The sequence below is a fragment of the Streptomyces sp. NPDC001157 genome (assembly GCF_053598255.1).
The window spans coordinates 1-26,521 of the sequence record NZ_JBSFJW010000057.1 but is presented as its reverse complement, the minus strand read 5'-3'; the positions used below and the strand labels follow the sequence as shown (position 1 = coordinate 26,521).

At 71.4% G+C, this 26,521-nt stretch carries 26 protein-coding genes; 10 read left to right on the top strand and 16 right to left on the bottom strand.

Annotated features, from left to right (window positions below):
• The first annotated feature begins 28 nt into the window (after positions 1-28).
• The 3 genes from ACWDAG_RS45120 to ACWDAG_RS45110 all read left to right on the top strand — a co-directional run bounded on the left by ACWDAG_RS45120 (position 29) and on the right by ACWDAG_RS45110 (position 2,674).
• On the top strand, positions 29-577 hold the full coding sequence (locus ACWDAG_RS45120; protein WP_450701392.1) for a YciI family protein: 549 nt from the start codon (positions 29-31) through the stop codon (positions 575-577).
• On the top strand, positions 577-1,380 hold the full coding sequence (locus tag ACWDAG_RS45115; protein WP_450701391.1) for an N-formylglutamate amidohydrolase: 804 nt from the start codon (positions 577-579) through the stop codon (positions 1,378-1,380). The genes ACWDAG_RS45120 and ACWDAG_RS45115 overlap by 1 nt, the downstream gene beginning before the upstream one ends.
• Before the next feature lie 73 nt (positions 1,381-1,453).
• Positions 1,454-2,674, top strand: coding sequence for a cytochrome P450 (locus ACWDAG_RS45110; RefSeq protein WP_450701390.1), 1,221 nt, complete (start codon positions 1,454-1,456; stop codon positions 2,672-2,674).
• Between the two features lie 15 nt (positions 2,675-2,689).
• Here ACWDAG_RS45110 and ACWDAG_RS45105 read toward each other — a convergent pair whose 3' ends face one another.
• Genes ACWDAG_RS45105 through ACWDAG_RS45095 form a run of 3 tightly spaced genes read right to left on the bottom strand, consistent with a single transcriptional unit; the run spans position 2,690 to position 5,288 of the window.
• On the bottom strand, positions 2,690-3,211 hold the full coding sequence (locus ACWDAG_RS45105; RefSeq protein ID WP_450701410.1) for a hypothetical protein: 522 nt from the start codon (positions 3,209-3,211) through the stop codon (positions 2,690-2,692).
• Positions 3,212-3,216: 5 nt separating this feature from the next.
• A complete protein-coding gene (locus ACWDAG_RS45100; protein ID WP_450701389.1) occupies positions 3,217-3,792 on the bottom strand; it encodes an RNA polymerase sigma factor in 576 nt (191 codons plus the stop codon).
• Positions 3,793-3,851: 59 nt separating this feature from the next.
• Positions 3,852-5,288, bottom strand: a complete 1,437-nt coding sequence (locus ACWDAG_RS45095) for a S8/S53 family peptidase (RefSeq protein ID WP_450701388.1) — start codon at positions 5,286-5,288, stop codon at positions 3,852-3,854.
• 150 nt (positions 5,289-5,438) lie between these two features.
• Here ACWDAG_RS45095 and ACWDAG_RS45090 point away from each other — a divergent pair, with 150 nt between their 5' ends.
• A complete protein-coding gene (locus tag ACWDAG_RS45090; RefSeq protein WP_450701409.1) occupies positions 5,439-8,003 on the top strand; it encodes a CHAT domain-containing protein in 2,565 nt (854 codons plus the stop codon).
• 141 nt (positions 8,004-8,144) lie between these two features.
• Entirely contained in the window at positions 8,145-8,654 is a 510-nt protein-coding gene (locus tag ACWDAG_RS45085) for a hypothetical protein (protein ID WP_450701387.1), read from the top strand.
• Between the two features lie 89 nt (positions 8,655-8,743).
• Here ACWDAG_RS45085 and ACWDAG_RS45080 read toward each other — a convergent pair whose 3' ends face one another.
• Entirely contained in the window at positions 8,744-10,648 is a 1,905-nt protein-coding gene (locus ACWDAG_RS45080; RefSeq protein ID WP_450701386.1) for a LuxR family transcriptional regulator AbsR2, read from the bottom strand.
• Between the two features lie 95 nt (positions 10,649-10,743).
• Between ACWDAG_RS45080 and absR1 the strand changes: the two genes are divergently transcribed.
• Together absR1 and ACWDAG_RS45070 are read left to right on the top strand one after the other, a co-directional pair.
• A complete protein-coding gene (absR1, locus tag ACWDAG_RS45075; protein ID WP_450701385.1) occupies positions 10,744-11,829 on the top strand; it encodes a beta-glucuronidase AbsR1 in 1,086 nt (361 codons plus the stop codon).
• A 156-nt stretch (positions 11,830-11,985) separates the two neighbouring features.
• Positions 11,986-12,210 carry a hypothetical protein gene (locus ACWDAG_RS45070; RefSeq protein ID WP_450701384.1) on the top strand — a complete coding sequence of 75 codons (225 nt, stop codon included), beginning with the start codon at positions 11,986-11,988 and terminating at the stop codon, positions 12,208-12,210.
• A 12-nt stretch (positions 12,211-12,222) separates the two neighbouring features.
• On the opposite strand, the gene ACWDAG_RS45065 is transcribed toward ACWDAG_RS45070, so the two are convergent.
• A complete protein-coding gene (locus ACWDAG_RS45065) occupies positions 12,223-12,831 on the bottom strand; it encodes a TetR/AcrR family transcriptional regulator (protein ID WP_450701383.1) in 609 nt (202 codons plus the stop codon).
• Positions 12,832-12,983: 152 nt separating this feature from the next.
• On the opposite strand from ACWDAG_RS45065, the gene ACWDAG_RS45060 reads away from it, so the two are divergent.
• From ACWDAG_RS45060 to ACWDAG_RS45050, 3 genes are all read left to right on the top strand, one after another.
• The gene (locus ACWDAG_RS45060; protein WP_450701408.1) at positions 12,984-13,925 is read left to right on the top strand and encodes an NAD(P)-dependent oxidoreductase; all 942 of its coding nucleotides are present in this window, start codon (positions 12,984-12,986) and stop codon (positions 13,923-13,925) included.
• Between the two features lie 109 nt (positions 13,926-14,034).
• Positions 14,035-15,552 carry an APC family permease gene (locus ACWDAG_RS45055; protein WP_450701382.1) on the top strand — a complete coding sequence of 506 codons (1,518 nt, stop codon included), beginning with the start codon at positions 14,035-14,037 and terminating at the stop codon, positions 15,550-15,552.
• Between the two features lie 36 nt (positions 15,553-15,588).
• Positions 15,589-15,870: a hypothetical protein gene (locus tag ACWDAG_RS45050; protein ID WP_450701381.1), complete on the top strand. Its 282-nt coding sequence runs from the start codon at positions 15,589-15,591 to the stop codon at positions 15,868-15,870.
• A 99-nt stretch (positions 15,871-15,969) separates the two neighbouring features.
• Here the strand turns inward: ACWDAG_RS45050 and ACWDAG_RS45045 are convergent, their stop codons facing one another.
• From ACWDAG_RS45045 to ACWDAG_RS44995, 11 genes are all read right to left on the bottom strand, one after another.
• Entirely contained in the window at positions 15,970-16,950 is a 981-nt protein-coding gene (locus ACWDAG_RS45045) for a cytochrome c oxidase assembly protein (protein WP_450701380.1), read from the bottom strand.
• Between the two features lie 174 nt (positions 16,951-17,124).
• Positions 17,125-18,216 carry an LLM class flavin-dependent oxidoreductase gene (locus ACWDAG_RS45040; RefSeq protein WP_450701379.1) on the bottom strand — a complete coding sequence of 364 codons (1,092 nt, stop codon included), beginning with the start codon at positions 18,214-18,216 and terminating at the stop codon, positions 17,125-17,127.
• Positions 18,213-19,589 (bottom strand): NtaA/DmoA family FMN-dependent monooxygenase, encoded by a 1,377-nt coding sequence (locus ACWDAG_RS45035; protein ID WP_450701378.1) that lies wholly within the window; start codon positions 19,587-19,589, stop codon positions 18,213-18,215. The genes ACWDAG_RS45040 and ACWDAG_RS45035 overlap by 4 nt, the downstream gene beginning before the upstream one ends.
• Before the next feature lie 20 nt (positions 19,590-19,609).
• Positions 19,610-20,824, bottom strand: a complete 1,215-nt coding sequence (locus tag ACWDAG_RS45030) for an LLM class flavin-dependent oxidoreductase (protein WP_450701377.1) — start codon at positions 20,822-20,824, stop codon at positions 19,610-19,612.
• A 75-nt stretch (positions 20,825-20,899) separates the two neighbouring features.
• Positions 20,900-21,010 carry a putative leader peptide gene (locus tag ACWDAG_RS45025; RefSeq protein WP_450701376.1) on the bottom strand — a complete coding sequence of 37 codons (111 nt, stop codon included), beginning with the start codon at positions 21,008-21,010 and terminating at the stop codon, positions 20,900-20,902.
• Between the two features lie 59 nt (positions 21,011-21,069).
• Entirely contained in the window at positions 21,070-21,795 is a 726-nt protein-coding gene (locus ACWDAG_RS45020) for a GNAT family N-acetyltransferase (RefSeq protein ID WP_450701375.1), read from the bottom strand.
• Between the two features lie 182 nt (positions 21,796-21,977).
• Positions 21,978-22,997: a transporter substrate-binding domain-containing protein gene (locus ACWDAG_RS45015; RefSeq protein WP_450701374.1), complete on the bottom strand. Its 1,020-nt coding sequence runs from the start codon at positions 22,995-22,997 to the stop codon at positions 21,978-21,980.
• Positions 22,998-23,078: 81 nt separating this feature from the next.
• Positions 23,079-23,876: an amino acid ABC transporter ATP-binding protein gene (locus ACWDAG_RS45010; protein ID WP_450701373.1), complete on the bottom strand. Its 798-nt coding sequence runs from the start codon at positions 23,874-23,876 to the stop codon at positions 23,079-23,081.
• Positions 23,873-24,853, bottom strand: coding sequence for an amino acid ABC transporter permease (locus tag ACWDAG_RS45005; RefSeq protein ID WP_450701372.1), 981 nt, complete (start codon positions 24,851-24,853; stop codon positions 23,873-23,875). The genes ACWDAG_RS45010 and ACWDAG_RS45005 overlap by 4 nt, the downstream gene beginning before the upstream one ends.
• 431 nt (positions 24,854-25,284) lie before the next feature.
• Positions 25,285-26,148 carry a glutathione S-transferase family protein gene (locus ACWDAG_RS45000; RefSeq protein ID WP_450701371.1) on the bottom strand — a complete coding sequence of 288 codons (864 nt, stop codon included), beginning with the start codon at positions 26,146-26,148 and terminating at the stop codon, positions 25,285-25,287.
• Between the two features lie 56 nt (positions 26,149-26,204).
• Entirely contained in the window at positions 26,205-26,315 is a 111-nt protein-coding gene (locus ACWDAG_RS44995) for a putative leader peptide (protein WP_389088082.1), read from the bottom strand.
• Positions 26,316-26,521 lie beyond the last annotated feature (206 nt).

Here is a 26,521-nt window from a genome sequence, read left to right as displayed (position 1 = left end):
GGTGGCAGGCTCCTGGCAGGCTGTGGCCATGGAGTTCTTCTGTTACCACCGTGACCGGCCCGGTTCCCTCGGCCTGCGTGAGGAGTTGGTTGAGGAGCACTGGTCCTACATGGACCGGTATGCGGCGCAGCTGATCGCCCGCGGCCCGACCTTCGCCGACGGCGGCGAGACGCCCTCCGGGAGTGTGCACATCGTCGACCTGCCCGATGCCGCAGCCGCTCGCGCGTTCGCCTTCGACGAGCCCAACTACCAGGCCGGGGTGTACCGGGACGTGCTGCTGCGGCGGTGGCGGAATCTGCTGGGGCGCACCATGTGGGAGTTTCCCGGTGGGGCGAGCGGCGGAGAGCGGTATCTCGTAGTCGGCCTCGGTTCCGGACCGGCGGCCGACCTCGAAGTGCCCGCCGACCAGGCCGAGTTGATCGCGTACGGGCCACTTTTGTCCGACGACGGCGTCACCTGGCTCGGTACGGCTGCGCTGCTGCGGGCTCCGAACCCGGACAAAGCCCGCGCCGTCCTCACCGCGGAGCGCTACGCAGACATCGAGGTCCACGACTGGGAATTCGGAGGACGGCGCTGATGAACGCCGCCGTACCGTCACCCTCCTTCGCGTTGCTGCCCGGCGCGGCCCGCTCCCCCGTCATCCTGCATGTGCCGCACTCGGCGCGGGAGATCCCCCCCGAGGTGCGGGCGGCGATCTTGCTGCACGGCCCCGCGCTGGAGCGGGAGTTGGACCACATCACCGACGCGCACACCGCGGAGCTCGCCGCGGCGGCGGCCGAGCTGGCAGGAGTCGCTCCCTGGCGGTTCGTGAACCGGCTCTCCCGGCTGGTCGTCGATCCGGAGCGCTTCCCCGACGAGCGGGAGGAGATGCTCGCCGTCGGGATGGGCGCCGTGTACACGCGAACCACGCACCGCCAGGCGCTACGGAGCGACGACACCGATCCCACGCCGCTGATCGAGCGGTACTTCAGGCCGTACGCGCAGGCCGTCACGGAGGCGGTGGCCGACCGGCTGTCCGTCACCGGGCGGGCCGTGATCGTCGACGTCCACTCGTACCCGAGCGCGCCGCTCCCCTACGAGCTGCACGCGGACGGCCCCCGGCCGCCGGTCTGCCTCGGCACCGACTCCTTCCACACCCCGCCGGAGCTGGCGGCAGCGGCACGGGAGGCGTTCGCGGCGTGCGGGAAGACAGGGCTGGACAGCCCGTTCAGTGGGACGTATGTGCCGTTGGAGTTCTACGGGAAGGATCCGCGGGTGAGCGCCCTGATGGTGGAGATCCGCCGGGACACGTACATGACCGAGCCGGGCGGGCCCGCCGGACCCGGGCTGACCCGTCTGGCGGAGGCGCTGGCCGCGCTCGTCGACGCCGTGACGGCCTGAAGCACAGGTTCCCACCCTCCGGCTGGAGCACTTCCGCGCGACAGGCGCCCGGGCCGCGGTGAGGGTGGAGGGCATGACTGAGGAGACCACCACGCTGACGGAGCAGGTACCGCCCCCGGTAAGGGAGTGGCCCGCGCACGACCTGGCCGGGACGGAGTTCGACCCGGTGCTCGCGGACCTCATGCGCGAGGGTCCGCTCACCCGTATCCGGCTGCCGCACGGCGAGGGCTGGGCGTGGCTGGCCACCCGCTACGACGACGTGAAGCTGATCACCAACGATCCGCGGTTCAGCCGCACGGAGGTCACCCACCGTCAGGTGACCCGGCTCGCCCCCAACTTCGCCCCCCGGCCGGGCTCGCTCGCCTGGGCCGACCAGCCCGACCACAACCGGCTGCGCAAGCCCGTCGCGGGCGCCTTCACGGTGGGCGCGATGAAGCGGCTGCGGCCCCGCGCGCAGCAGATCCTCGACGAGCTGCTCGACGGGGTCGTACGCGACGGGCCCCCGGCCGATCTCGTCGAGCGGGTCCTCGAACCCTTCCCGATCACCGTGGTCAGCGAGGTGATGGGGGTGCCCGCCGAGGACCGGGAACAGGTGCATGCCTGGACGCGGCAGATCATCTCCACCTCCGGCGGGTCCGAGGCCGCCGATCGTGCCAAGAAGGGCATGTACGGGTGGATCACCGACACCATCCGGGCGCGGGCCCACAGCACGGCCGAGGACGTGTACGCGTTGCTCGGCGGCGCCGTCGGCCGCGGCGAGATCAGCGAGGAGGAGGCCGTCGGCCTCGCCGGGCCCCTGCAGATCGGCGGCGAGGCCGTCACCCACAACTGCGGGCAGATGCTGTTCCTGCTGCTCACCCGGCCGGAGTTGAGGGAGCGGATGCGAGAGCCGCAGGCGCGCGGGCGGGTGCTGGACGAGCTGCTGCGCTACATCCCGCACCGCACCTCGGTCGGCCTGGCCCGCATCGCCCTTGAGGACGTCGAGCTGCACGGCCACCGCATCAGCGCAGGCGACCCGGTGTACGTCTCCTACCTGGCCGCCAACCGCGACCCGGACGTCTTCCCGGACCCGGACCGGATCGACCCCGACCGAGACCCCAACCCTCATGTGGCGTTCGGCAACGGCGCGCACTACTGCACCGGTGCCGTGCTCGCCCGTCTCCAGACCGAACTGCTCGTCGACACCGTGCTGGAGCGGCTGCCGGGCCTGCGCCTCGCGGTCCCCGCCGACCAGGTCGTCTGGCGCCGCAAGACCATGATCCGCGGGCCGCAGACCCTGCCCGTCACCTGGTGAGGGCAGGGTCCCGCGTCAGGCCGTCACCCAGTCCGTGACGAGCACTCCCTCGCCGGTCCGCAGCCGTAGCGCGAAGGGACCGGCGGGGGGTTCGTCGTAGGTGAAGCGCCCCATGTCGTCGGTGGTCAGCGGCGAGCCTGCCTGCGGGCCGCTGAGCACCTCGATGCCGGCCGTCTGCGGCGGCAGCACCTGTCCCATCAGCCCCTGTGCGGTCAGTTCGATGTCGACGGTCACCCCGCCCGCGTGGAACGTGAGCATCCGCGGCACGTCCGTCGCTCCCCTGACGGGGATGGCGTCGACCACCGAGTCGAAGGTCAGCTCGGCGATGCGGGCGTCGAGGTCGTGCAGTGCGAAGGCCTCGACGGCGATCTGCCGCAGCTGGGCCGGCACCGGGTCCAGGATGGCCGCAGCCCTGCGGAGTTCCTCCTCCAACAGGTCGTACGCCACCTCGTCGATGCCGTCGATGCCGTCGATGTCGTCCAGGTCGTCGAAGTCGTCGTTGTGGTTGGCGTTGTTCCCGTTGTTGCCGTCGTTCATGTCGGTCACACCGCTCCCCGTGCTTCCAGTCGTGCCCGCAGGCGCCGCAGACAGCGCTGGCGGAGCGGTCCGATGCTGCCCACGGCGATGCCCAGCGCCGCGGACACCTCCTGGTAGCTGGGCGGCGGCGAGGCCATCAGGACGCGCAGCAACTGCCTGCAGCGATCGCCGAGTTCCGCGAACTCCTGCCACAGGTGCCGGATGCGCTCGGTCTCGGCGGCCGCCTCCTCCAGGTCGAGGAACGACTGCTCGGGCGTACGGTCCTCACTGACCCGGTCGAGCAGCTGCGGATCGTCCGTCGGGGTCAGCCGCCTTAAGCTCTTGAGGACCTTCAGGGACTCGTGGCGCGCTGTGCTCGCCAGCCACGACCCGGCCTTGTCGGGTTCGCGGATGCGCCCCAGGTGCTGGGCGAAGCGGAACCACACCGTCTGGTACACCTCGTGCGCGTCGGCGTCGGAGAGCCGGTGCGCGCGCACGACGGACCACACCAGTGGGCTCAGCCCCTCCACGAGCGCCTTCCAGGCCGCCGCGTCGCCGTCGACGGCGGACTGGACCAACGCGCCGACATCTGCTCGGTCCACGGCCCCACCCCTCGTGTACGGCAAGTCATCGTACGCCGTGGAGGGGACCGTTCCGGACCTCATGCGAGAGGTGCCAACCGCGTGACGGGCGTGGGGTGCCATGTCGGCGGACGCAGCGCCGGCACATGCGCCCCGCGCACCTCCGCGTACGCCCCGGTCTCCGCGAGGAGCTTCGTGCGGGCGGCGCGCGCATCGGCCAGCTTGTTGGCCGTCATGTAGGCGACGACCATGCCCGCGGCGACCGGGGCGGCGAACGACGTGCCGCTCCAGTGGGCGTAGCCCTCGAACATCACCTGGTCCGCCTTGCCTGCGGTGGGGGTTCCCGTCGTGCTCAGCACGCCGGTGTGCCGCGGGTACTGGCAGGTGCACGCGTACGTGAAGTGGTACCGGCACTCGTCGTAGGTGGAGTGCTGATAGAGGTACGGCACGGGTGCGTCGAAGCCGGTCAGCGTGCTGGTCAGCCGCTCTCCGGGAGCGTAGGCCTTCACCCAGGAGCCGTAGTTGGAGAAGCAGGCGCCGAACTCGCCGTCGCTGCGCAGCGCTCCGACCGACAGCACGGTGTCCTCGTAGTCCGGCAGGTCGGCGTAGGCGGCGGGCCAGAACTTCGACGCGCTGGAGTTGTTGCCGGCCGCGGCGACCAGCAGGGTGCGCTGCTGCCGCAGTTCCTGCATGAAGCTCTGCACACCGAGCAGACCGTCGTCGCGGCCGCCCGCGGTGCCGGCGGAGAGGCTGATGACATCAGGCCAGCCGTGCTCGTCGACGGCGTCGAAGAGCCGCTGCCCGAACTGGTCCTCCAGGATCGCGCCCGCGTCGTTGAGGGTGTTGCGCACAGTGATGTTCGTGTTGGGTGCGACGGCCGCGAGGACACCCGCGATGAACGTGCCGTGGCCGACGTACTGCAGCAGGTTGCCCTGGGCGTCGGTCTCGGTGCCGTGCAGGTCGCCCTGGACGTGGGCGAGCAGCGGGACCATACCGTGGTCGTGGGTGAGACCGTTGTCGATGACGAGGACGCCGACGGCGGTGTCCGCGTCGTAGCCGGCCTCGGCCGCGGCCGGGTTGGTGCCCTGGGTGAGCGGGGCGGGCACGGGCTCGTCGCCGGGACAGGAGTTGACCGCGATCGACACCACGTGGTTGCGGCTGACCAGCCGGCGCCGGGCGCGCCCCTCGTGCTCGCGCATGGCCCGCAGGGCGTGCGCGACCGCGCGGTCGCCGCGCCGGTCGCCATGGCCGGGGTCGCCGACCTGGATACGGGTGATGCCCGAGCGGTTGGTCTCCGGGCCGACCCGCCGCACATGGTCGGCGGTCAGTCCGGTCGCCTCGGTGAAGTGGCCGCGCACGGTGTCCTCGACGAGCCGCGCCTCCTCACCGTCGCGGGCCAGGACCACGCCCTTCTCATAGATGAACTCCGCTGCGTCGTCGGGTCCCATCGCCAGGGCGACGTCGGGCATCGAACGCTGGATCTGGTCGAACTGCTCGTGGAATCGCTGAGGTGCCATGGCGTGTCCTCCCCCTTGAGGCGACAGTCGTCAATCAGAGTCGCCGAGCCGTCTATTGATACAGCGCCAAACCGGTGTGGGGCGCAACCACGGGCCACTACCATCCTTTGAGTGACAGCGGGAAGCGACTCGGTTCTCGAACTGCTGCCGATGGTGTTCGCCGACCCGGGCGAGGCTCTGGCGCGGGCACAGGCCGTGCTGGACAGCGATCCGACGCCGTGGCGCGCTTCCGTCGCGCATCAGGTGATCGGCATCTGGCAGCGGGACTGGGGCGACATGCGGATCGCGCTGCACCATCTGCGTCGCGCCCGCGATCTGGCGGCGCGCGCCCAGGCGCCCGACCGGGAGGGCGACATCCTGGCCACCCTCGGCGTGGCGCTGGTGCACTCCGGCCGCACCCGCCAGGGCCTGGAGGCCCTGGAGCGGGGTGTCGCCGTGAGCAGCGGGCACACCCGCGCGCGGGTCCTGTTCCGGCGGGCCTACGCCTCCTGGGTGCTGGGCCGGCACCGGGAGGCGCTGGAGGACGTACGCAAGGCGATTCCGGTGCTTCGGCAGGCGGACGACGTCATCTGGACGGCACGGGCGCTGACCCTGCGCGCCACGGTGCATCTGGCGCTCGGCGCGGTGGACCGGGCGGAGGCGGACTTCACCGCCGCGCATGCGCAGTGGGACACCACCGGCCAGGAGCACGACAAGGCCGACGTGGTGGAGAGCCGGGGACTTGCCGCGTTCCGGTCGGGCGACATCCCCCTCGCGCTGCGGCTGCTGGACGAGGCCGAGGAGCGCTACGCCAAGCTCGGCACGCCGTCGTTCATGCTCTACATCCGGCGCTGCGAGGTCCTGATGGCCGCCGGGCTCGCCCCGGAGGCGCTCGCCGAGGCCGACACGGCCATACGGGCGCTCGACGGCATCGGCGGGCAGTCCACCCGCAAGGCGGAGCTGCTGCTGGTCGCGGCCCGCGCGGCCCGTCTGGCGGGCGATCCGCACACCGCGATCGCACGCGCGGCGCTGGCCGTGCGGCTGTTCGCCGGGCAGCGGCGCACCTGGTGGGAGACGCATGCCCGACTGGTGCTGATCGAGGCGCGGGTGGCCACAGGGCGCCGCTCGGGACGCCTGGTCGCGGATGCGGCGGCGGTGGCCGAACGGCTCGCCTCGTTCGGCGCGCCGGCCGCCCCGGAGGCCTCGCTGCTCGCCGGCCGGATCGCGCTCGGTCTCGGCTGGACGGCGGACGCGGAACGGCATCTGGCCGTCGCCGCCCGCAGTCGGCACAGCGGGCCGCCGCTGGCGCGGATGACGGGCTGGGCCGCGCAGGCGCTGCGCGCGCGGGCCGCGGGATCCGGCCGGGGCGTCCTGGAAGCGTGCCGGCGCGGCCTCGACGTGCTCGACGACCATCGGATGACGCTGGGCGCCTCCGAGCTGCGGGCCCGCGCCACCGAACAGGGCGCGGAGCTGGCCGCGATGGCCCAGCAGGCCAGCCTCGACTCGGGCAGCCCGCGCCGACTGCTGATGTGGAGCGAACGCTGGCGGGCCACCGTCCTGTCCACGCCGCCCACCCGGCCGCCCGCCGACCCGGCCCTGCTCGGCAATCTGACCGCGTTCCGGGAGATCGCCGCCCGCGCGGAGGAGGCCCGCAGCGACGGCCGCCCGATCCCCACCCTGGAGCGTGAACAGCGGCGTCTGGAGCGGGAGATCCGCTCCCGGACCCTGCACATGCGCGGCGACGCGCCCGGCACCGAGGACCGCTTCAGGCCCGGCCGGCTGCTCGAACGGCTGGGCGAGGTGCGGCTGGTGGAGCTCGCCGTGCTCGACGGGCGGGTCCAGGTGCTGCTGTGCGGGCAGGGGCGGGTGCGGCGGTTCGAGGCGGGGCTGCTCGCCGACGCCGAGACCGAGGCCGAGCATGTGCAAGCCGGGCTTCGGCGGCTGGCCCACCCGGGCGCCGAAGCCCGCCTTCCGGTGGTCGAGGCCATGGGCCGCCGCCTGGAGGAGCTGCTGCTCGGCCCGGCCGCCGCCCACCTGGGCTCGGGCCCGGTGGTGGTCGTGCCGCCAGGCCGGCTGCACCGCGTGCCGTGGGCGCTGCTGCCCTCGCTTCGGGAACGGGTGCTGAGCGTGTCGCCGTCGGCGAGCAGCTGGCTGCGCGCCCACGAGACGGAGCCGCCGCCCGGGGGCCGCCACGTCCTGGTCCGCGGGCCGGGCCTCGCCACCGGCGGCGCGGAAGTGCCCGAACTCGCCGACCGCTACGGCAGACCGACCCTCCTGGAACACGACGACGCACGCGTGCCGCGCGTCCTGGAGGAACTGGACGGCGCCGCGCTGGCCCACATCGCCGCACACGGCACCTTCCGCGCCGACAGCCCCCTGTTCTCCGCGCTGCGGATGGCCGACGGCCCGCTCATCGTCCACGACTTCGAACGCCTGGACCGCAGCCCGTACCGGATCATCCTGTCCAGCTGCGACACCGCCCGCTTCGCCTCGGTCGGCGCGGACGAACTCCTCGGCCTGGTCACCGCCCTCCTTCCGCTCGGCACAGCCGGAGTGCTGGCCAGCAGCGCACCCGTCAACGACCACGCCGTGGTGCCGCTGATGCTCGCCCTGCACAAGGGCCTGAGCGCGGGCCTGTCCCTGGCCGAGGCCCTGCGCGACGCGCGCGCCTCACTGCCGGGGGATGCACTGCATCAGGCGACGGGGTGGGCGTTCACGGCGTTCGGGGCCGCCTGAACCGGCGGCGTGCGGGGGCGAGTTCTGTACTCGGCAGCCCAGGACGACAATCACGGAATGATCACCCTCCTTACACATCCTTCACATGTCGCCTTGTGGGGCACTACGGTCACTCCACCAGAAACACCCAGGGGGGACGAGATGACCAACCCGTACACGGCACCCATACCGCCGGCGCCACGCCCGCCGGACATCCGTCCGCTGCGCAAGCGCAAGCGCGTCTGGCTCGGCGGCGCGGGCCTCCTCTTCGCGGGCGCGCTCATCGCCTCCCCCGCGAACGACGGCAAGCAGCCCGTCGAGGCCAAGGTCAAGCCCGCGACGACGATCACGGCGACCGTGACGGCCACACCCGAGCCCGGCCCGACGGTCACCGAAACCCTCAAGGCCAAGGCCAAGCCCGGCCCCACGGTCACCGTCACCAGAACGGCCGCCGCCCAAGCCGCCGGGACGGGCAGCAACACCAGCAGCAACAGCGGCAGCAGCAGCCAGGACAGCGTGGCCACCTGCTCGATCAAGTCCAACTCGGGCAACTGCTACTCGGCGGGACAGTTCTGCCGCAACAGCGACCACGGGGCCGTCACCACCACCGCCGGCGGCACGCCGATCAAGTGCACGTACAGCTCGAACGCGTGGCGCTGGAAGTACGCCTGACGGGACACGCCCGGCGCTCCCGGCAGCGGTCGGCGGCCTGACCCCTCCCCCGAATACTGGGGGTCAGACCGCCGGTTCATGGGCGTGGCTCAGGCCGGCTGCGTGTCCGGCAGCTCGACGAGCCACGGCAGTGCACCCCGGTCGCTCGCACCGAGCCGGGCGTAGGCGCTGTAGAGGTGGTTGCCGACGGTGCGGATGGACAGCGTCAGCTGTTCCGCGATCTGTCGGTTGCTCAGGCCCGCGGCCGCCAGGGTGACGATCTGCCGCTGGCGGGCGGTCAGTTCACCCAGGACCAGCCCAGACAGGGCCGGGGTCCGGGCGCCCTGGCAGCGGCGGGCGAGGGCGACGGCACGCGTGCGTGAGGTGCGTGCGGCGCGCGGGTCGCGGTGCGCGCGTACGGCCTGTGCGTGCGCCTCGGCGGCGAACAGCAGGAACCCGCGCCCCTCCAGTGCCTCCGCGGCCCGGTCCAGCGCCGGACCGTCCCCACGGGCCAGCGCCTCGGCATGCAGGGCGAACACACCGTCGGCGGGGAGGCGTTCGGCGACCTTCTCGGGGGCGCCGAGGCGTACGGCGTCGTAGAGGGCGAGCGCGCTGTCCGAGCCGCCGGCCATAGGGTCGCCGCCGTCGTCGTACCGCTGCACCATGCCGTCGGTGGCGTCGCCGATCGCCGCGAGCGCCCCGTCCAGGTCCCCGCGGGCCGCGATCAGCCATGCGGAGGGCTCGTCCAGGTCCGGGCTGCCCGCCATGGCTTCCCGGGCGGTCGCCGCGTCCCCGGACTGCGCGGCGGCCAGGGCGAGTTCGGTGCGGCAGGGCGCATCCCCCACAGCGCCCCGCAGCCCTTCCCTCGCCCAGGCCGCCGCCTCCCGCAGCTCCCCCCGAAGCCGCGAGAACCGCGCCCGTACGGCCGCGTACCCGGCGGGCACGAGGGCGCCCTCCTGTACGAGCCACTCCCCCACGGGCGTCGGCAGCGGCCGTACGTCCGCCTGCTCGATCCGGCGGGTCAGCACGGCCGACTCGGCGGCGAGGGCCGCGGCGCACTGGGCCGGTGTGCGGGCCAGCCGCCTCGCCCGTAGCCTGCCGGCCGCGGCGCGCAGCACCGGTCCGTGCAGGGGGTGGGCGAGGCGGACGGCGCCCTGGTCCCCCTGGTCGTCGATGCGGATGACGCCGTCGGCCTCGAGGTCTTCAAGGATCCGCAGGTCGAAGTCGTCCATGTGCAGGGGAAGGGGCTCTGCGAAGGCCAGGCGTTCGAGCGTCTTGCGTTCCTCGGGGCAGGGACGTTCCAGGAGCTCCGCGGTGCGCCGACGGACGGCTGGCGTCACCGGCACCGGGCCCCGCCACGCCCATTCCTCCGAGTCCGGGAGGAGACGGGTCAGCAGGCCACCCGCGCGCACCGCGGCCACCAGTTCGCGCAGCAGCCGCAGATCTCCCTGGCACAGGTGGTGGAGGCGGTTCAGGGTGAGTGGCTCCATGCTGCCTCCGACGCCCGCCGCGAGGAGCTGTTCGGTGTCCTCGCGGGGCAGCGGCTCCAGGGCGAGGCGCGGCAGCAACTCACCGGTCCACAGCCGGGAGATCGCCCCGGGGCACGGGCCGCCGTCGGCGGCGACGACGACCAGGCGGGTGCGGCCGTGCACGGCCAGCTGGTGCACGAGGGCGGCCGAGGCGTCGTCGAGCAGATGCGCGTCGTCGACCACCAGCAGCCGTACCCCGGACAGGAGTTGGACGGCGCGGTGCAGGGAGACCGCCTCGGGCAGCAGATGGGCGAACGCGGCGAAGGGGATGTGCCTGGTCTCGGGTGTCCCGGCCGCCCGGACGAGGTCGCTGCCCCGTACGGCCTCGGTGACCAGCCGGGTCTTGCCGCAACCGGCCGGGCCGGTCACCACGATGCCGTGCCGGCCTGCGGTCAGGGAGCGGCGGATCAGCTCGAGCTCGTCCTCACGTCCGGTGAACTGCCAGGGCAGTTCAAGGGCCTTCGCGTCGCGTTCGAAAGTCGTCACGGGAGTATGAGCGCGAGTACTCAACCCTGATACAGGGTGACTTGAGTAGCCCCCGACTCAGGCGCCTGTGACCCTGGCCACGGCAACCTGTGCGCATGACCGGACGCTACTGCTCCCTCGCGCAGCAGTCGGCCCCCGCTTTCACACCGGGGCTGACCGCCGAGCGGCTCAGTGCGCTCATCGGCGGACGGTCGATGTGGGTCAACGGCACCGTGCTGCACTACTGGTTCTTCGACGGCGACAACGACGGGTCGGTCATTCCCGTACCCGGAACCGGTCAGTCCCGCCGGGTGTCGTGGGTCGGTGCCAAGGAGCAGCGGGACGTGGTGCGCGAGTGCTTCCAGGAGTGGCAGGGCCTCGGCATCGGCGTGTCCTTCGTCGAGGTCGGCGACCGCTCGGAGGCCGAGCTGCGCATCGGGTTCCAGCTCGGTGACGGCTCCTGGTCGATGGTGGGCAAGGACTGTCTGCAGGCCGGGCAGAACGAACGGACCATGAACTTCGGCTGGGACCTGACCGCGCCCGGGGAGCGCGGGACCGCCCTGCACGAGATCGGGCACGCCCTCGGCATGCTGCACGAGCACCAGAGCCCGTTCGCCGGCATCCACTGGGACGACGAGGCCGTCTACGCCGATCTGGCGGGCCCGCCGAACTTCTGGAGCCGGGACAGGACGTACTTCAACATCCTGCGCAAGCTCGACCCGGACGAGGTCAACGGCTCCGTCTGGGACCCGCAGTCGATCATGGAGTATCCGTTCTCGGACGGGCTGATCCTGGAGCCGGAGCAGTTCCGCGGGGGCCTGCACCCGCCCGGCACGCTCTCGCCGGCCGACAAGGAGTTCGTGCTGCGCTGGTACCCGCCGGCCGACGTGCCGAGGCCGCCCGCGCTGGTGCCCTTCCGCTCCGCGCCGCTGGGCCTCGGCGCCGGCGAGCAGGCCGACTTCACCGTCGATCCGCCGGAGACCCGCGAGTACACCATCGGCACCTTCGGCGCGAGCGACTGCGTCGTCGTGGTCTTCGAGGAACGGGACGGGGAGCCCCGCTACCTCGCCGGCCGGGACGACGGCGGAGCACCGCACAACGCCACCATCAAGGCCCGGCTCGTCAAGGGCCGCCGCTACTTTGTCCGAGTACGTCTGTACTCCGCGTGGGGTCCGGGGGAAACAGCGGTCATGTGCTGGTGACAGCACAGATCCGCGCCCACGCGGTCAGCCGGCCCACAGTCCGGCGCCGGGGGAGCGGTCGGGGAACGGTACCTTCGGGGGAGGGAACCGTTCCCCGATCCATGTCCGGGGTCGCTGCCGCAAGGAACCGTTCCGGGGCGATGTCGGTGGTGGCATGTGAGCGGACTCGCGCAGGCGCTCGCCGAAGCGCTGGAGCCGGAGAGCGGCTGGTACGCGGACTTCACCGCGGAGGACGAGCGCGTGGTCGTCCTGGCCGGGAAGGCCACGCGGCGGCAGTCGCACATCGGATCGGTCGGTATCGGCGCGGCGGGGCGCACCGAAGCGATCGCGTACGGGCGCTCGGCGGGGACTCCCGAGCGTCAGCTCGACTGGAAGGAGTGACCCGGGCCGGGGTCAGTCGCCGCCCTTGTCCACCGCCGCGTCCAGGAGGGGGCCCAGTTCCCGGGACACGCTCGTCAGGGCGCGGACGTTCTGCTCGGCCCGGGCGATGAGGATCGCCCCCTCCAGTGCTCCGATCATGAGCGTGGCGAGCGCCCCGGCCCGGTCTTCGGGTACGCCCATGTCCGTCAGGGCCCGGGCGGCCGAGCCGGTCCACGTGCCGAACGCGGCGGCCGCCGCCTCCCGTGTCGAGGCGGTGGAATCGGCGCAGTCCACCGTGGCTGCGGCCACCGGGCAGCCGCCCGCGAATCCGGCGCTCTCGTACTCGTCGGTCCACTGGCGCACCATCTCGGCGAACAGCCCGCCGGGTGTCGGCGTGGGCAGCGCGGCGAGGAAGCGGTCGATGCGGTTGCCGGCGTATCTCCCGGCCCAGCCCACCGCCTCGTTGACGAGCTGCTCCTTGCCGCCGGGGAAGTAGTGCTGGAGGGAGCCGCGCGGCGCCTGGGCGTACGCGGCGACCTCCCGCATCCCCGTGGAGGCGACCCCGTCGCGCCGGATGAGCTGGGCCGCACCGAAGACCATCCGCTCCCGTGGTCCACGCCGCGGCGCCCCTGCGGCCGTCATCCCCGGTCTCCTCCCATCCTCTCCATGCCTCGATGACTCCCTGCACTCTATGACCGCCGTCATAGTGCGGGCTACTATGACCGCTGTCATAGCCGAGCCGGCGCACTCGGTCTCCGCGTCGGCCGGATCGGTATCAGCCAGGGCGGTGGGACATCGTGTACGTGGGTTTCATCGGCCTCGGGGTCATGGGGCAGCCCATGGCGCTCAACCTCGCCCGCGCCGGGACACCTCTGATCGTCTTCAACCGCACACCGGCCCGGTGCGAGCCCCTGCGTGCCGCCGGAGCCGAGATCGCGGCCGGGCCCGTCAAGGTCTTCGACCGGGCGGAGACGGTGATCCTCATGCTGGCCGACGAGAGCGCCGTCGACGCGGTCCTGGGGTGCGGCACCCCGGATTTCGCCGCGCGGATCGCCGGGCGCACGGTCGTCCATATGGGCACGACCTCGCCGGAGTACTCGGCCGGGCTGCGGGAGGCCGTCCACGGCGTGGGCGGGCGTTACGTCGAGGCCCCGGTCTCCGGGTCCCGGGTCCCGGCGGAGCAGGGGCAGCTGGTGGCGATGCTGGCGGGGGACGACGAGGCCGTGGAGGCCGTACGGCCCCTGCTGGCCCCCATGTGCCGGGAGACGTTCGCCTGCGGGCCTGTGCCGGGCGCGCTGCTGATGAAGTTCTCGGTCAACCTGTTCCTGATCACGCTGGTCACCGGGCTGACCGAGGCTTTTCACTTCGCCGACCGGCATGGCCTCGACCCGCGGCTGCTGCGGGATGTCCTGGACGCGGGCCCGATGGCCAGCGCCGTCTCCCGGATGAAGGCACCCAAACTGCTGGACCGTGACTTCGCCGTCCAGGCGGCGGCCGCGGACGTCCTCAAGAACAACCGGCTGATCGCGGCGGCCGCCCGCAAGGCCGGTCTCGCCTCCCCTCTGCTCGACGTCTGCCACACCCTGTTCGGCGAAACCGTGGCGCAGGGCCATGGGGACGAGGACATGGTGGCCGTACTGCGGGCACTGGAGGCCCGCTCCGACGGCGGCGCTGCCGTATCCAACTGCGCCACGCCCGCCGCGTCCGATGTTTCGGCAGGGTTTCCGCCGCGGTAGGGCGCCCCGGCAATGGTCAAGACTTGTGCAGGAACGCTTGTGCGGTTGTGTGGCGGCGCCGATCATTGGCCGAATCGCACCCCTACCTCGCGCGCACGCAGGAGTTCTCGTGACCGTTGGCCAGATAGCGTCCGAGCCGGCAACGGCCCAGACGGAGCGGCAGAAGCTGCGCAAGCATTTCGGCCGCTTCGACATCCTCTTCTTCCTCCTGTGCACCATCGTCGGCGTGGACACCATCGGCACGGTGGCCTCGTCCGGTGCCGAGGCGTTCACCTGGCTGATCGTGCTCGCTGTCGTGTTCTTCGTGCCCTCCGCGCTGCTGACCGCGGAACTCGGGGCCGCGTTCCCCGACGAGGGCGGTCCCTACATCTGGACCAGCCGGGCCTTCGGGCGTCTCGCGGGCGCCGTCAACAACTTCCTCTACTGGATCACCAACCCGGTGTGGCTGGGCGGCACGCTCTCCGTCTCCGCCGTGACGGCCTTCACCACCTTCTTCAACGACGGCAAGGACCTGAGCACCCCGGCCTTCTACGTCTTCACCCTCGTGTTCGTGTGGGTGGGCGTGCTCGCCGCGATCCTCTCCTTCGACGTCGGCAAGTGGATTCCCACCATCGGCGCCTGGAGCCGTTTCGTCCTCCTCGGCCTGTTCACCGTCACCGTCGTGATCTACGGGATCAAGCACGGCCTGCACGGCTTCGGAGCCGGCGACTTCTCGCCGACGTACGCGGGCTTCGTCGGTCTGGTGCCGGTGCTGATGTTCAACTATGTCGGCTTCGAACTGCCCAACACCGCGGGCGACGAGATGACCGACGCCCAGAAGGACGTGCCCTTCGCCATCTTCCGCAGCGCCGCCCTCGCCGTGGCGCTGTACGCACTGCCGATCCTCGGCATCCTGCTCGTCCTGCCGGTCAAGGCCGTCACCGGTCTCGGCGGGTTCATCGACGCGATCCGGCAGGTCTTCACCGTCTACGGCGGCCACGTCGCCTCCGACGGCACGGCCACCCTCAGCGGCGCCGGCAGCCTGCTCGGCGACTTCGCCGCGATCATGTTCATCCTCACGGTGCTGTCCTCCGGCGTCACCTGGATCATGGGTTCCGACCGCGCCCTCGCCGTCTCCGGCTACGACGGCGCCGCGCCCCGCTTCCTCGGCGTCATCTCCAGCCGGTTCGGCACCCCCGTGCGGGTCAACATCCTCAGCGGCCTGGTCTCCACCGTCGTCCTGGTGCTGGCCCACGAACTGACCCACGGCAGCGCGGCCAAGCTCTTCGGCGCGGTCCTCGGCCTCGCCGTCTCCACCACGCTCGTCAGCTACCTGGGCATCTTCCCGGCCCTCGCGGTACTGCGCCGCAAGGCCCCGGACGTCCCCCGCCCGTACAAGGCGCCCATCCCCCGCACGATCAGCGTCGTCCTGACCGTGCTCATCCTGTTCGCCAGCGTGCAGCTGGTCGCCCCCGGGGTCGGCGACCACTGGTTCGGATCCGCCTACGCGCCGGACGGCTGGAGTCACGACGAGCGCTGGAAGTACCTGCTGACGGAGGCCGTCCCGCTCGCCGGGTTCATGCTCCTGGGCGTGCTCTTCTGGGCCTTGGGCAGGCCGACCCGGGCGTCGCTCACCCTTGAGAAATGACCTGATCCACTCCCCCGTGCCCTGCCGCGCGGGCTCATGGCCTCGGGTGCGGCGGCGGTCGGCTTCGGCCTCGCCGCCCGGAGCCGGGCCGTGACCGGTTCCGGGCGGCACCTCGCAGAGATCCCCGCGCCGGACGGGACGCTCGTCATGGACGAGACGTCACTGGCCGCCGCCTCCGACGACTGCGGCCACATCGTGCACCGCCGCCCCGCCGCCGTCCGCCGGCAGGAGGCGACCATTGCCCGGCTGCCGGCCGCGGAGACCGGAGCGGTGCATGTGCGGGTGGGCAATCCGTGGGTCGTCACGCGGGACGCCTGACGGGACACGGCGGCGCGGGCATGTGCCGTTGGCTGCTGAGGGCTCTCGTGACCGATCGTCATGCGTAGCGAGCTGCCGTGGAACGCGGTCCGGCGCAGGTCACCGCGCCGCCTGTCGCTGCTCCCGGATGCGCCGGGCGACCTCGCTGTTCTCGGTCTCCCACCATGGCCGTACGAGATCCGGCGACTCGGTCTGCCCCTCCGTCGGCGCCGCCGGGATCAGTTCCGTCGCCAGGCGGCGGTCCAGTGCTGCGGTCGTGGCGCGTTCGGTGCGGGCCCACTGGACCAGGATGGCGAGCAGGAAGGGCAGGGCCACCAGCTCGGCGATACCGACCATGGCGCCGCCGCCGAGCTGCTGGTCGTGGTGCACGTCCGGCGACCAGGGCGGGGCGTGGTGCAGATACCAGGCGCCGGCGATCAGCGTGCCGTGGGTCATGACCACGATGCCGGGGACGGCGTCGACGATGCCGTCGAGGAACACCAGCGCCGCCCGCACGGGATGGGTGCACCAAGCGGGCAGCGCCTCCTCGCGGGTGAGCACCGGCACCACGAACAGGCAGCCGGCGATCAGTAGGTGCAGATACATCAGCTGGTGCAGCCAGCCATGGCGCAGGGCCGTCTCGAAGTACGGCGTGAAGTACACGGTCAGTTCCGTCGCCAGCACCAGGGCCGTGCTGACCAGCGGGAAGGTGAGCAGGCGTACCAGACGACCGGTCATCGCCCGTTGGACACGCCCGGCGCCATCTTCGGGAAGGGCGCGCACGGCCAGGCGCAGGGGGTCGCCCAGCGCCAGGCCGAGCGGTGCGACGAGGTCGAGCAGGATGTTCTGTACGGCGGCCGGCCAGAACAGCACGTGGTCGTAGACGGCGAGGGCCGACATGGTCGCCACGACGAGGGTGCCGAGACCGAGCACCACGAAGGCGGCGATACGGACCACGGGCCAGCGTTCGCCCCGGCGCCGAAGCCGCAGCACGCCCCAGCCGTACAGGGCGCCCAACAGCACGACGAGGAGCAGCGCGGGCACGTCCGGTTGCCATGAGGACAGCAGCCGCCCCACGGTGAGTTCCGGCGGACCTGCCATCGCGCGCTCCCTCCACGGCGTGTCGGGCCACCCGACCGGACCCGGCCAGGCACTTTACGCCGCCCTCGACCGGCCGGACCGCGCTGTGCCCGGCGATCGGCGCCCGTCATACCGAGCTCATGCCGAACCCTTACCGAGGCGTTCGGCACCAGGTCGACGACGCCGAGGGGGATGTCAGGCCCGGGCCGGCTCCTCGCTGGTCGGCGTTCCCGGCAGCACCGGACCCCAGTCGAAGGGCGGGTCCGGGATGGACTTGCGCAGTGTCGGTGCCACCGCCGACTGGAACAGTTCCAGCGAGTCGCGGTGCTGGATGTCGGTCAGACCGCTCGCGTCCGCGTGCAGGTGGACCACCGTGTGGCCGAACTCCTCGTGGTAGCGGTGCACCTTGTCGATGACCTGCTGCGGGCTGCCGATCAGGGCGGAGCTGCGCTCGACGAAGTCCTCCAGGGTCTCGAAGACGACCGGTAGTCCCGCGCTCTTGAAGAACGCCAGGTTGGACTCGAAGATCGGACGGTAGGCGGCCAGCGCCTCCTGGGTGGTCGGAGCGACGAGGATGCCTGCCGTGCCCGCGCCGACCGCGATCCGTGCCGGGTCGTGGCCGTAGTGCTCCCAGCGCTCACGATAGTGGCGGATCAACTCGGCGTACGGCTCGATGGGGTTGGTGACGTTGGCCGAGAACAGCGGGTCGCCGTAGCGGGCGGCGAGGTCGACCGACTCCTTGCTGGTCGCGCTGCCGTGCCAGACCCGGATCGGCTGCTGGTAGGGGCGCGGCCACACCTCCGCCTCCACCAACTCGGGGCGGAAGCGGGTCGCTGCGGTCACCTTGTCCTGCCGCCAGATCTGCCGGAACACCTCGTAGCTCTCGGCGTTGCGCTCCCACTGGTCCTCGGGCGTGACGTGGAACAGGTCGCGCTGGGCGGCTCCGTTGCCCTTGCCGATGATCAGGTCGAGTCGGCCGCCCGAGAGGTGGTCGAGGGTGGCGTAGTCCTCGTGGGCGCGGACCGGGTCCAGCAGGCTGAGGGTCGTCACCGCGGTGAACAGCCGGATGCGCTTCGTCAGTGCGGCGATGTGGCTGAGCACGACCGGCGGCGAGGAGGAGATGAACGGCCGCTCGTGCCGCTCTCCCACGCCGAAGCCGTCGAAGCCCAGCTCCTCGGCGAGCAGGGCGTTGTCGAGCACCTCTCGGAACCGGTCGTGGGTGGACTTCCGCACCCCGGTGACCGGGTCCGGGCGGTGCACGATCAGGGTGATCGCGAGGAACTTCACGAGGCTGCCCGCTGGTCGTCGGCCACCTGGTCCGGGTGGGCGAGGCCCAAGTGGTCGCGGAGGGTCGGGCCCTCGTACTCCGTGCGGAAGACGCCCTGTTCCTGGAGCAGCGGGACGACCTTGTCGGCGAAGACGTCGAGGCCGCTGGGGGTGATGTGCGGGACCAGGATGAAGCCGTCGCTGGCGTCGGCCTGGACGTAGTCGTTGATGGTCTTGGCGACGGTGGCCGGTGAGCCGATGAAGTTCTGGCGGTTGCCGGTCTCGATGACGAGGTCGCGGATGGACCAGTTGTTGGCGGCGGCCAGCTCGCGCCACTCGCGGGCGGTGGCCAGCGGGTCGCGGTACATGCGCACCTGGGCGCGGCCCTTGGAGATGTGGTTGTCGCTGACCTCCGGGTCGATGTCGGGCAGCGGGCCCTCCGGGTCGTAGGAGGAGAGGTCCCGGTTCCAGACGAACTCCAGGTGCTTGATGGCGGTGGCCCCGCTGACCTGCTGGCGGCGCACCTCCTTGGCCAGTTCCTCCGCCTCCGCGTCGGTGTCGCCGAGGATGAAGCTCGCGGCGGGCAGGATGAGCAACTGGTCGTGGCTGCGCCCGTACTTGGCGAGGCGGTTCTTGACGTCCTTGTAGAAGGTCCGGCCCGCCTCCAGGGTGGCGTACCGGCTGAAGATCGCGTCGGCGGAGGAGGCGGCGAACTCGCGGCCCTCGTCGGAGTCGCCGGCCTGGAAGATGACCGGGCGGCCCTGCGGGGAGCGCGGCACGTTGAACTGGCCGTGGATGTCGAAGTGCCGGCCGGAGTGGACGAAGGACCCGGCCTTCGCGTCCTTCAGGAAGACGCCGGTCGCCTGGTCGGCGATGATCTCGTCGCCGTGCCAGGAGTCGAAGAGTTCGTGCGCGGTGGTGAGGAACTCCTTGGCGCGGGAGTAGCGCTCGTCCTGCGGGAGGAAGCCGCCGCGGCGGAAGTTCTCGCCGGTGAAGGCGTCCCAGGAGGTGACGACGTTCCAGGCGGAGCGGCCGCCGGAGAGGTGGTCGAGGCTGGCGAACTGGCGGGCCACCTCGTAGGGCTCGTTGAAGGTGGAGTTGATGGTGCCGGTCAGGCCCAGGTGTTCGGTGACGGCGGCCAGCGCGGCCAGGATCGTGAAGGTGTCGGGGCGGCCGACGACGTCCAAGTCGTAGATCTTCCCGCCCTGTTCGCGGAGCCTGAGGCCCTCGGCGAGGAAGAGGAAGTCGAACTTGGCGCGTTCGGCGGTCTGCGCGAAGTGGACGAAGGAGCTGAACTCGATGTGGCTGCCGGCCTTCGGGTCGCTCCACACGGTGGTGTTGTTGACGCCCGGGAAGTGCGCGGCCAGATGGATCTGCTTCAGGGGCTTGCTCATGTCGGTGCGGTCCTTCCGGCTCAGGCGGTGGCGGCGGCGTAGCGGTTGGCGGGGCGGGCAAGGCCCAGCAGACCGCGCAGGGTGTCGGCCTCGTAGGCGGTGCGGAAGGCGCCCCGGCGCTGGAGTTCGGGGACCAGGCCCCGGGTGATGGCGGGGAGGTCGTGCCCGGCGACGGCGGGCCGAAGCCGGAAGCCGCTCAGCCCCGCCTCCCCCAACTCCTGAAGCAGATCTGCGAGTTGGGCGGGCGTACCGGCGAAGATGCGTGCGTCGCTGGTGTACGGCTCTGCCGCGAGGGCGTCGAGGCGGGCGCGGCGGTCCTCGGCGGCGGACTGCTCGTCGTCGAGGAGGACGACCAAGTCGCCGAAGACGTGCACGAGTTCACCGGCGCGCCCCGCGGCCTCCTGTTCGGCGCGGATCTCGGCGACGATGGCACGCGCCTCGTCGGTGTCGTGCGGGGTGACGTATCCGACGTCGGCCTGGCGGGCCACCAGGCGGTAGGGGACGGTCTGGTGGGCGAGAGAGGTGACGAGGGGTTGGCCCTGCGGCGGGCGCGGGGTGATGGAGGGGCCTTTGACGCTGAAGTGCTTGCCCTCGAAGTCGATGTAGTGCAGTTTTTCGCGGTCGATGAAGCGGCCGGTGGTCACATCGCGGATCTCCGCGTCGTCCTCCCAGCTGTCCCAGAGCCGGCGCACGACCTCGACGTAGTCGGCGGCCTCGTCGAAGAGGTCGGTGAGCCGTTCCTGTCCGGCCGGGCTCCGGAGTTCCTCCAGGTTGATGGGCGGAAAGGTGCGGCGGCCGAAGTGGTCGGCCTCGTGCGGGCGGGCGGTGATCTGCACGCGCAGCCCGGCGCGGCCGGTGCTGACGTAGTCGAGGGTGGCGATCGCCTTGGAGATGTGGAACGGCTCCGTGTGGGTGGCGATCACGGTCGGCACCAGGCCGATGTGCCGGGTGAGGGGCGCGATGCGGGAGGCGATCAGTACGGCGTCGAGGCGACCGCGTACCTCGTCGGTACGGCCGTCCAGCTCGCCGTAGTGCGAGGACTGGAGGCCGAGGCCGTCTTCGAGGGTGACGAAGTCGAGCAGTCCGCGCTCGGCCTCGGCGACCTGGTCGGCCCAGTATCCGGCGGTGAACAGGTCCCGGGGGCGGGCGACTTGCTCGCGCCAGGAGGCGGGATGCCAGCCGGTGCCGTCGAGGGCGACGGCAAGGTGCAGGTGGGAAGCGGGAGTTGAGGACACGAGGGTGCCTTCCTGGAGGTCCGTACGAGATCGCCGGCCCGCTGGATCGGGGCACAAGGCGGCAGGGGAAACCGGTCAGGAGCAACAGAGGGCGCCGGCCACGCGCTGGAGGTCGATATGGGGCCGGGAATGGAGGCGGACACGGCGGCGCGGATTGTGGGCGCGGACGCAGAGTGCACGTGTCACGTCCCACACCTCCGCCTGAACGTGCGAACAGTCAGCCTTCGACAAGGACAACGCCACGGCTATGCCGTTTCTTCCAGGGCGACGGCTCCGGTCGGCCGTACGAGCGAGAACACCGTGCGGCGGCGCAGGGTGAAGCCGATCGACTCGTAGAGCCGGATGGCGTTGGAATTGGTGGCCCTGGCGTGCAGGAAGGGGCGCTCGCCGCGCTCCTTGATGCCGGCTGCGACGGCGCGGACCAGGCGGGTGGCCAGGCCCCGGCCTCGGTGGGCGGGGTCGGTGCACACGGCGCTGATCTCGGTCCAGCCGGGCGGGTGGAGGCGTTCGCCGGCCAGGGCGATCAGCCGGCCGCGATGGCGGATGCCGAGGTAGGTGCCCATTTCGACGGTGCGGGGCAGATAGGGGCCCGATTCTGTGCGGGCGACCAGGTCGAGGATCTCGGGGACGTCTTCGGCGCCGAGCCGTACGGCTTCGGGGTCGGGTTCGGCGCGCAGGCTCGTGTCCACGAGCTGGACGCCGTGTCCGGTGCGCAGGATCTCCCATCCGGCCGGTGCCTCGGTCACTCCGCGCACCGAGGCGGTGCCGTCGGGGCCGACGAGGGTGGCCAGGTCGGCCCAGGCCCGCGGGTCGCCGGTGTCGGTGACGGCGTAGAAGGGGGCCACGTCCTGCCGGTAGCGGGCGGCGCGGCCGACGCGCTCGGCGAAGTGGGCGTGCGGGCCGGTGAGGGCCGCCCAGGCGGGGTTGTCCAGAAGGCGTGAGGAGGTGGCTTCGATGCTGGTGGCGGACATCGTGGGGCGGTCTCCGAGAGGGCAAGGGGCTCCGGGAAGTGCGGGTGCGTTCCCGCGCCGATGCGGCAGCGGCTGGTGTCGCGGCGGCGGGCGGCGTGTGTGCGTGCCTGAACTTCCGTGGAACCGCTCGGGCGCGGGGACCCCGCCGCGGGGCGGCGGCGGGGTCCCCTGTCTGGGGCGGGTCAGGAGTTGTCGAGCGGCAGGCCGGGCGGGTTGACCTCGGACTTGGCGACGGCCTCGTTGGAGAGGTTCCAGGCCTTCAGCCACTTCGCGTACTGGCCGTTCTTGATCAGGTGGTTGATGGCGTCCGCGAGCGGCTTGGCGAGGCCGCTGTCCTTCTTGGCGGTGGCCGCGATCAGGCCCTGCAGCGAGGCACCGGCGCCGGAGTAGGTGCCCGCGTTGCGCGTCGGGTTGGGCGTCTTCGCGGACTGGGTGATGTGGTACGCGATGCCGGGGTTCGGTCCGAAGAAGGAGTCGATCTTGCCGCTGTTCAGGGCCAGGTAGGTGCCGTTGCGGTCCGGGTAGTACTTGACGGTGAGCTTCTTGCCCTCGCTCTCCAGCTTCTTCTTCCACTCCAGGAGGATCTTCTCCTGGTTGGTGCCGGCACCGACGGAGACGGTCTTGCCCGCGAGGCTCTCGTAGTTGCCGTCGAAGTTCCACTTGCTGGACTTCAGCACCTCGAAGCCGAGGTTGTCCTTGCGGTAGGAGGCGAACTCGTACTTCTTCTTGCGCTCCTCGGTGTCGGTGACGTTCGAGAAGGCCACGTTCACCTTGCCGCTGTCGATGCCGACGAAGAGGTTCTCCCAGGTGAAGTTCTTCAGCTCGGGCTTCAGGCCGAGGACCGCGGCGACCAGGCGGCCGAAGTCGGGCTCGGCTCCGGTGAGGGTCTTCTGGTCGCTGCCGACGTAGGCCAGCGGGGCGAACCCGGCGGGCAGGGCGCCGATGCCGATCTCCAGCTTGCCGCTGCTCTTCACGGACTTGGGCAGCTCCGCGCTGATCGACTTCACCTCGGAGACCTTGAGGCCGGTCTGCTCGGCGGCGCCGTTGGAGAGCTGTCCGACGGTCACACTGCCGGCCGCGCCGGTCGTGGTGGCGGCGTCGCTGTCCCCACCGCAGGCGGCGAGCCCACTGGCGAGGGAGGCGACCGCGGTCGCCGCGGTGATGCCGCGTATCAGGCTGCGTCGGGTGAAGTGGACAGACATGGCCGTTCCTTGTCGCTCAGGAGGGTGATGAGGGTGGTGGCGTGGGGGGAAATCGTGGGTGCGCCGGGCGCGTGCGGTGGGTCAGAGGACCTTGCTGAGGAAGTCCCTGGTGCGCTCGTGCCGGGGCTTGTCGAGGACCTCGGAGGGCGGGCCCTGTTCGACGATCCTTCCGCCGTCGATGAAGACGACCCGGTCGGCGATCTCGCGGGCGAAGCCGATCTCGTGGGTGACGATGACGAGGGTGGTGCCGCTGGTCGCCAGGTCCTTGATGACGGCGAGGACTTCGCCGACGAGTTCGGGGTCGAGGGCGGAGGTGGGCTCGTCGAAGAGGATGACGCCGGGGCGCAGCGCGAGGGCGCGGGCGATGGCGACGCGCTGCTGCTGGCCACCGGAGAGCTGGCGCGGATAGGCGCCGGTCCTGTCGGCGAGACCGACCCGGCCGAGCAACTCGCGGGCCAGTTCCTGGGCTTCGGGCTTGCTGAGCCTGCCGGTGGCGACCGGGGCGGCGGCCACGTTGTCCAGGACCGTCAGGTGCGGGAAGAGGTTGAAGTTCTGGAAGACGAAACCGATCCGGCCGCGCTGGGTGAGGATGGCCCGCTCGCTGAGCTCCTTCAGCCGGTCGCCGTGCCTCTTCACGCCGATCAGTTCGCCGTTGATGCTGACGTGGCCGATCTCCGGCTTCTCCAGGTGGTTGATGACCCGCAGCAGGGTGGACTTTCCGGAGCCGGACGGTCCGAGGATGACGGTCACCTCGCCCGGCCGCACCGTCAGGTCGATGCCGTTCAGCACGCGGTGGGCGCCGTACCACTTGTGCACGTCGTGCACCTCGACGGTCGCGGCCTCGACGCCGGCCAGCGGTTCGAGGGTCTCGGCGCTCATACGGCGGCCTCCCTGCGGATACGGGCTCGCAGGTCGGTGAGACCGGTGCGGAGCTTCTGCAACGGTGTCGGCGGCAGGGAGCGGGTGGCGCCCCGGGCGAAGTACCGCTCGACGTAGAACTGGATGACGGAGACGACGCTGGTCAGGATCAGGTACCAGACGGTGGAGACCAGCAGCAGCGGCACGATGTCGCCGGGGTAGGTGGCGCCCATGGACTGTGCGGTGCCGAACAGGTCGAGCAGCGAGACGTAGAAGACCAGTGAGGTGCTCTTGATCAGGCCGATGAGCTGGTTGACGTAGTTCGGGGTGATCGAGCGCAGCGCCTGCGGGAAGACGATCTTCGTGAACTGGTAGCCCTTCGGCAGTCCGAGGGCGGCTGCCGCCTCTTGCTGGCCCTGGTCGACGGAGAGGATGCCGCCGCGGACGACCTCGGCCGCGTAGGCCGCCTCGTTGAGGCTGAGGCCGATGACGGCGACGACCATGTCGGTGGCGAGCTTGGACTCGTCGAAGGTGAGGAAGGCGGGTCCGAAGGGGACGCCGACGCTCAACGTCTCGTACAGGGCACTGAAGTTGTAGAGGAAGAGCAGTACCACGATGAGCGGGATGGAGCGCAGCGCCCAGATGTAGGTCCAGCTGACGGCGCGCAGCACCGGGCTCTTCGAGAGCCGGGCCAGGGCGAGGACGATACCGCCGGCCAGGCCCAACACCGCGCTGTAGGCGGCGACTTCGAGGGTGATGAGCAGGCCGTCGAGGATGTTGGGCCGCAGGAACCAGTAGCCGAAGCGGTCCCACTGGTAGAACGGGTTGGTCGTCAGGCCGTGTACGAACTGGGCCGCGAGGACCAGGACGACGGCGGTGGCAATCCAGCGTCCCGGCCTGCGCAGCGGCAGAACTCGCTGTGCCGCGAGGGGCTTTGACGGTTCGTCGGCGGGCGGCGCATCGGCGAGGGCGACGGCGGCGCCAGGGGGTTCACTCATGGTGGGCTCCGGCGGAGTGGGACACCCCGGCGGGCCGCGGCAGCCGTGCGCTGGAGCGGCTTGCTCAGCGCACGGATGTGCAGGGGCACCGGGGGTGTGGAGGACAACGACACACCGCGCGGGCGGTGTTCGTCAGGGAGTGCGGGGGCTGCGGTGAGGTGTCAGCCCCGACAGCGGGCACAGCCCGGTGCGGTACACAGTGCGCTGTTCACGCGGAGCAGATCGACAGCGCGGTCGGCGGCGAACAGGTTCAGCAGGCTCGCGTACGGCTGTACGCAGCCCTGAGGGCGGCGGACGGCCGTCCTGGGAGCTGCGTGCATGGCGTCACCATCACTGTTCCGGCCCTCGTGGGCCTCGCGCTTACCGAAAGGTGGGCAAAGTTAAGACAGTAGCCGGAGGGAATGTCAACGCCGGTCCACCGAGTGGAACGGCTAGCGGGCGGCGTGTGCCGTCCAGTCCAGGATCTGGACGGCGGCTCCGGCGGCCTCCAGGCCCTGGCAGCGGGCATGGTGGCGCCGGGCGATGCCGTCCAGGTCGAGATGGGTGCCGAAGGCCGGATGGGCGGCCAGACGGCGGGCGTAGGCCCACAGAGTGGGATGGTCGGCGATCCGCTGGACGGCGGAGGCGTCCAGGTGATTGCGGTGCACGGTGTCGAGTTGGACCAGCCCGACCCACAACTCGACGTCCGCGGCGGTGATTTCGTCACGGATCATGTGCGTCCGTCCGACCAGCCACCGCTCCAGCGCACCGAGCGTTTCGAGCAGCGTCTCCAGCGCCGCCGCACGCTCCGACTCCTCACCGCCGGCCGATCCGGCGCGCTGCGCGGCCTGTTGGATGCCGTGCGCGCACATCCGCTCGACGGCCTCGATCTCCGACTCCGCGCCGCACGGATACGGCGAGGGCCGGTCGCTGCCGAAGCGGCGGGCGAGGTCGCGCATGATGTCCGGGGCGTGCGTGCTGACGATCCGCCCGGACCAGTCGTCGCTGAGCACGGGCGCGAGGGCCGGGCCGGTGTAGTGGTGGGCGCTCGCCTCGTACAGCGGGCGCAGGGCGCAGTGGCTGCCGTCGGGGGTGTCGGGGACGGCGGGCAGGAAGGTCGCCGGACAGACGGTGTCCAGGCCGAGCAGGCTGTGGGTGACGGCGATGCGCAGGCCGTCGGGACACGCGGTCGACAGATGGAGGCGGTAGCGGCCCGGTACGGCGTAGTGACCGCTGCGGGCGTCGCTGCCGATGCGGCCGCGGAAGGCGGGCGCGGGCTGGGCGGAGGTGTGGGCGGCGAGAGGCGTGACAGACATGGATCTCCCCGGGAGAGGGCGCGGACGTACGCGCGGCGGAAGCGACGTCGGGCAACTCAGCCCTGGGGGCTGATCGCACTGCAGACACGCTGCAGATCGATGTGACGGCGGGAGGTGAGGAGAGGCGGACGGATCACTCGGACGGTGACCGGCTCAAGGCGCCCCATGCGTTTCCCTACCTATTCACTAGGATTCTCTCCTGGAGTGTCGTTCCGGCTCGGAGCCACGTCAAGAGGGCCGTCCCGCAATGCGGACAGCGCGGTGGACACAGCCCCCGCCTAGGGTCTGTTGTGAAAGTGCTGGTCACAGCCACTCATTGAGGACTGCGACCAGCACGGTCGCTTCGTAGCGGACCGCGAGTTTGTCGTACCTC

Excerpts from the sequence above, each read along its gene's own strand:
- ACWDAG_RS45020 (WP_450701375.1), bottom strand. The coding sequence starts at position 21,795 with ATGTCCGCCACCAGCATCGAAGCCACCTCCTCACGCCTTCTGGACAAC.
- ACWDAG_RS45065 (WP_450701383.1), bottom strand. The coding sequence starts at position 12,831 with ATGACGGCCGCAGGGGCGCCGCGGCGTGGACCACGGGAGCGGATGGTC.
- ACWDAG_RS45115 (WP_450701391.1), top strand. The coding sequence starts at position 577 with ATGAACGCCGCCGTACCGTCACCCTCCTTCGCGTTGCTGCCCGGCGCG.
- ACWDAG_RS45090 (WP_450701409.1), top strand. The coding sequence starts at position 5,439 with ATGGTGTTCGCCGACCCGGGCGAGGCTCTGGCGCGGGCACAGGCCGTG.
- ACWDAG_RS45110 (WP_450701390.1), top strand. The coding sequence starts at position 1,454 with ATGACTGAGGAGACCACCACGCTGACGGAGCAGGTACCGCCCCCGGTA.
- ACWDAG_RS45015 (WP_450701374.1), bottom strand. The coding sequence starts at position 22,997 with ATGTCTGTCCACTTCACCCGACGCAGCCTGATACGCGGCATCACCGCG.
- ACWDAG_RS45095 (WP_450701388.1), bottom strand. The coding sequence starts at position 5,288 with ATGGCACCTCAGCGATTCCACGAGCAGTTCGACCAGATCCAGCGTTCG.
- ACWDAG_RS45050 (WP_450701381.1), top strand. The coding sequence starts at position 15,589 with ATGGCCTCGGGTGCGGCGGCGGTCGGCTTCGGCCTCGCCGCCCGGAGC.
- ACWDAG_RS44995 (WP_389088082.1), bottom strand. The coding sequence starts at position 26,315 with ATGGGGCGCCTTGAGCCGGTCACCGTCCGAGTGATCCGTCCGCCTCTC.
- ACWDAG_RS45010 (WP_450701373.1), bottom strand. The coding sequence starts at position 23,876 with ATGAGCGCCGAGACCCTCGAACCGCTGGCCGGCGTCGAGGCCGCGACC.
- absR1 (WP_450701385.1), top strand. The coding sequence starts at position 10,744 with ATGACCGGACGCTACTGCTCCCTCGCGCAGCAGTCGGCCCCCGCTTTC.
- ACWDAG_RS45120 (WP_450701392.1), top strand. The coding sequence starts at position 29 with ATGGAGTTCTTCTGTTACCACCGTGACCGGCCCGGTTCCCTCGGCCTG.
- ACWDAG_RS45000 (WP_450701371.1), bottom strand. The coding sequence starts at position 26,148 with ATGTCTGTCACGCCTCTCGCCGCCCACACCTCCGCCCAGCCCGCGCCC.
- ACWDAG_RS45005 (WP_450701372.1), bottom strand. The coding sequence starts at position 24,853 with ATGAGTGAACCCCCTGGCGCCGCCGTCGCCCTCGCCGATGCGCCGCCC.
- ACWDAG_RS45045 (WP_450701380.1), bottom strand. The coding sequence starts at position 16,950 with ATGGCAGGTCCGCCGGAACTCACCGTGGGGCGGCTGCTGTCCTCATGG.
- ACWDAG_RS45085 (WP_450701387.1), top strand. The coding sequence starts at position 8,145 with ATGACCAACCCGTACACGGCACCCATACCGCCGGCGCCACGCCCGCCG.
- ACWDAG_RS45105 (WP_450701410.1), bottom strand. The coding sequence starts at position 3,211 with ATGAACGACGGCAACAACGGGAACAACGCCAACCACAACGACGACTTC.
- ACWDAG_RS45035 (WP_450701378.1), bottom strand. The coding sequence starts at position 19,589 with ATGAGCAAGCCCCTGAAGCAGATCCATCTGGCCGCGCACTTCCCGGGC.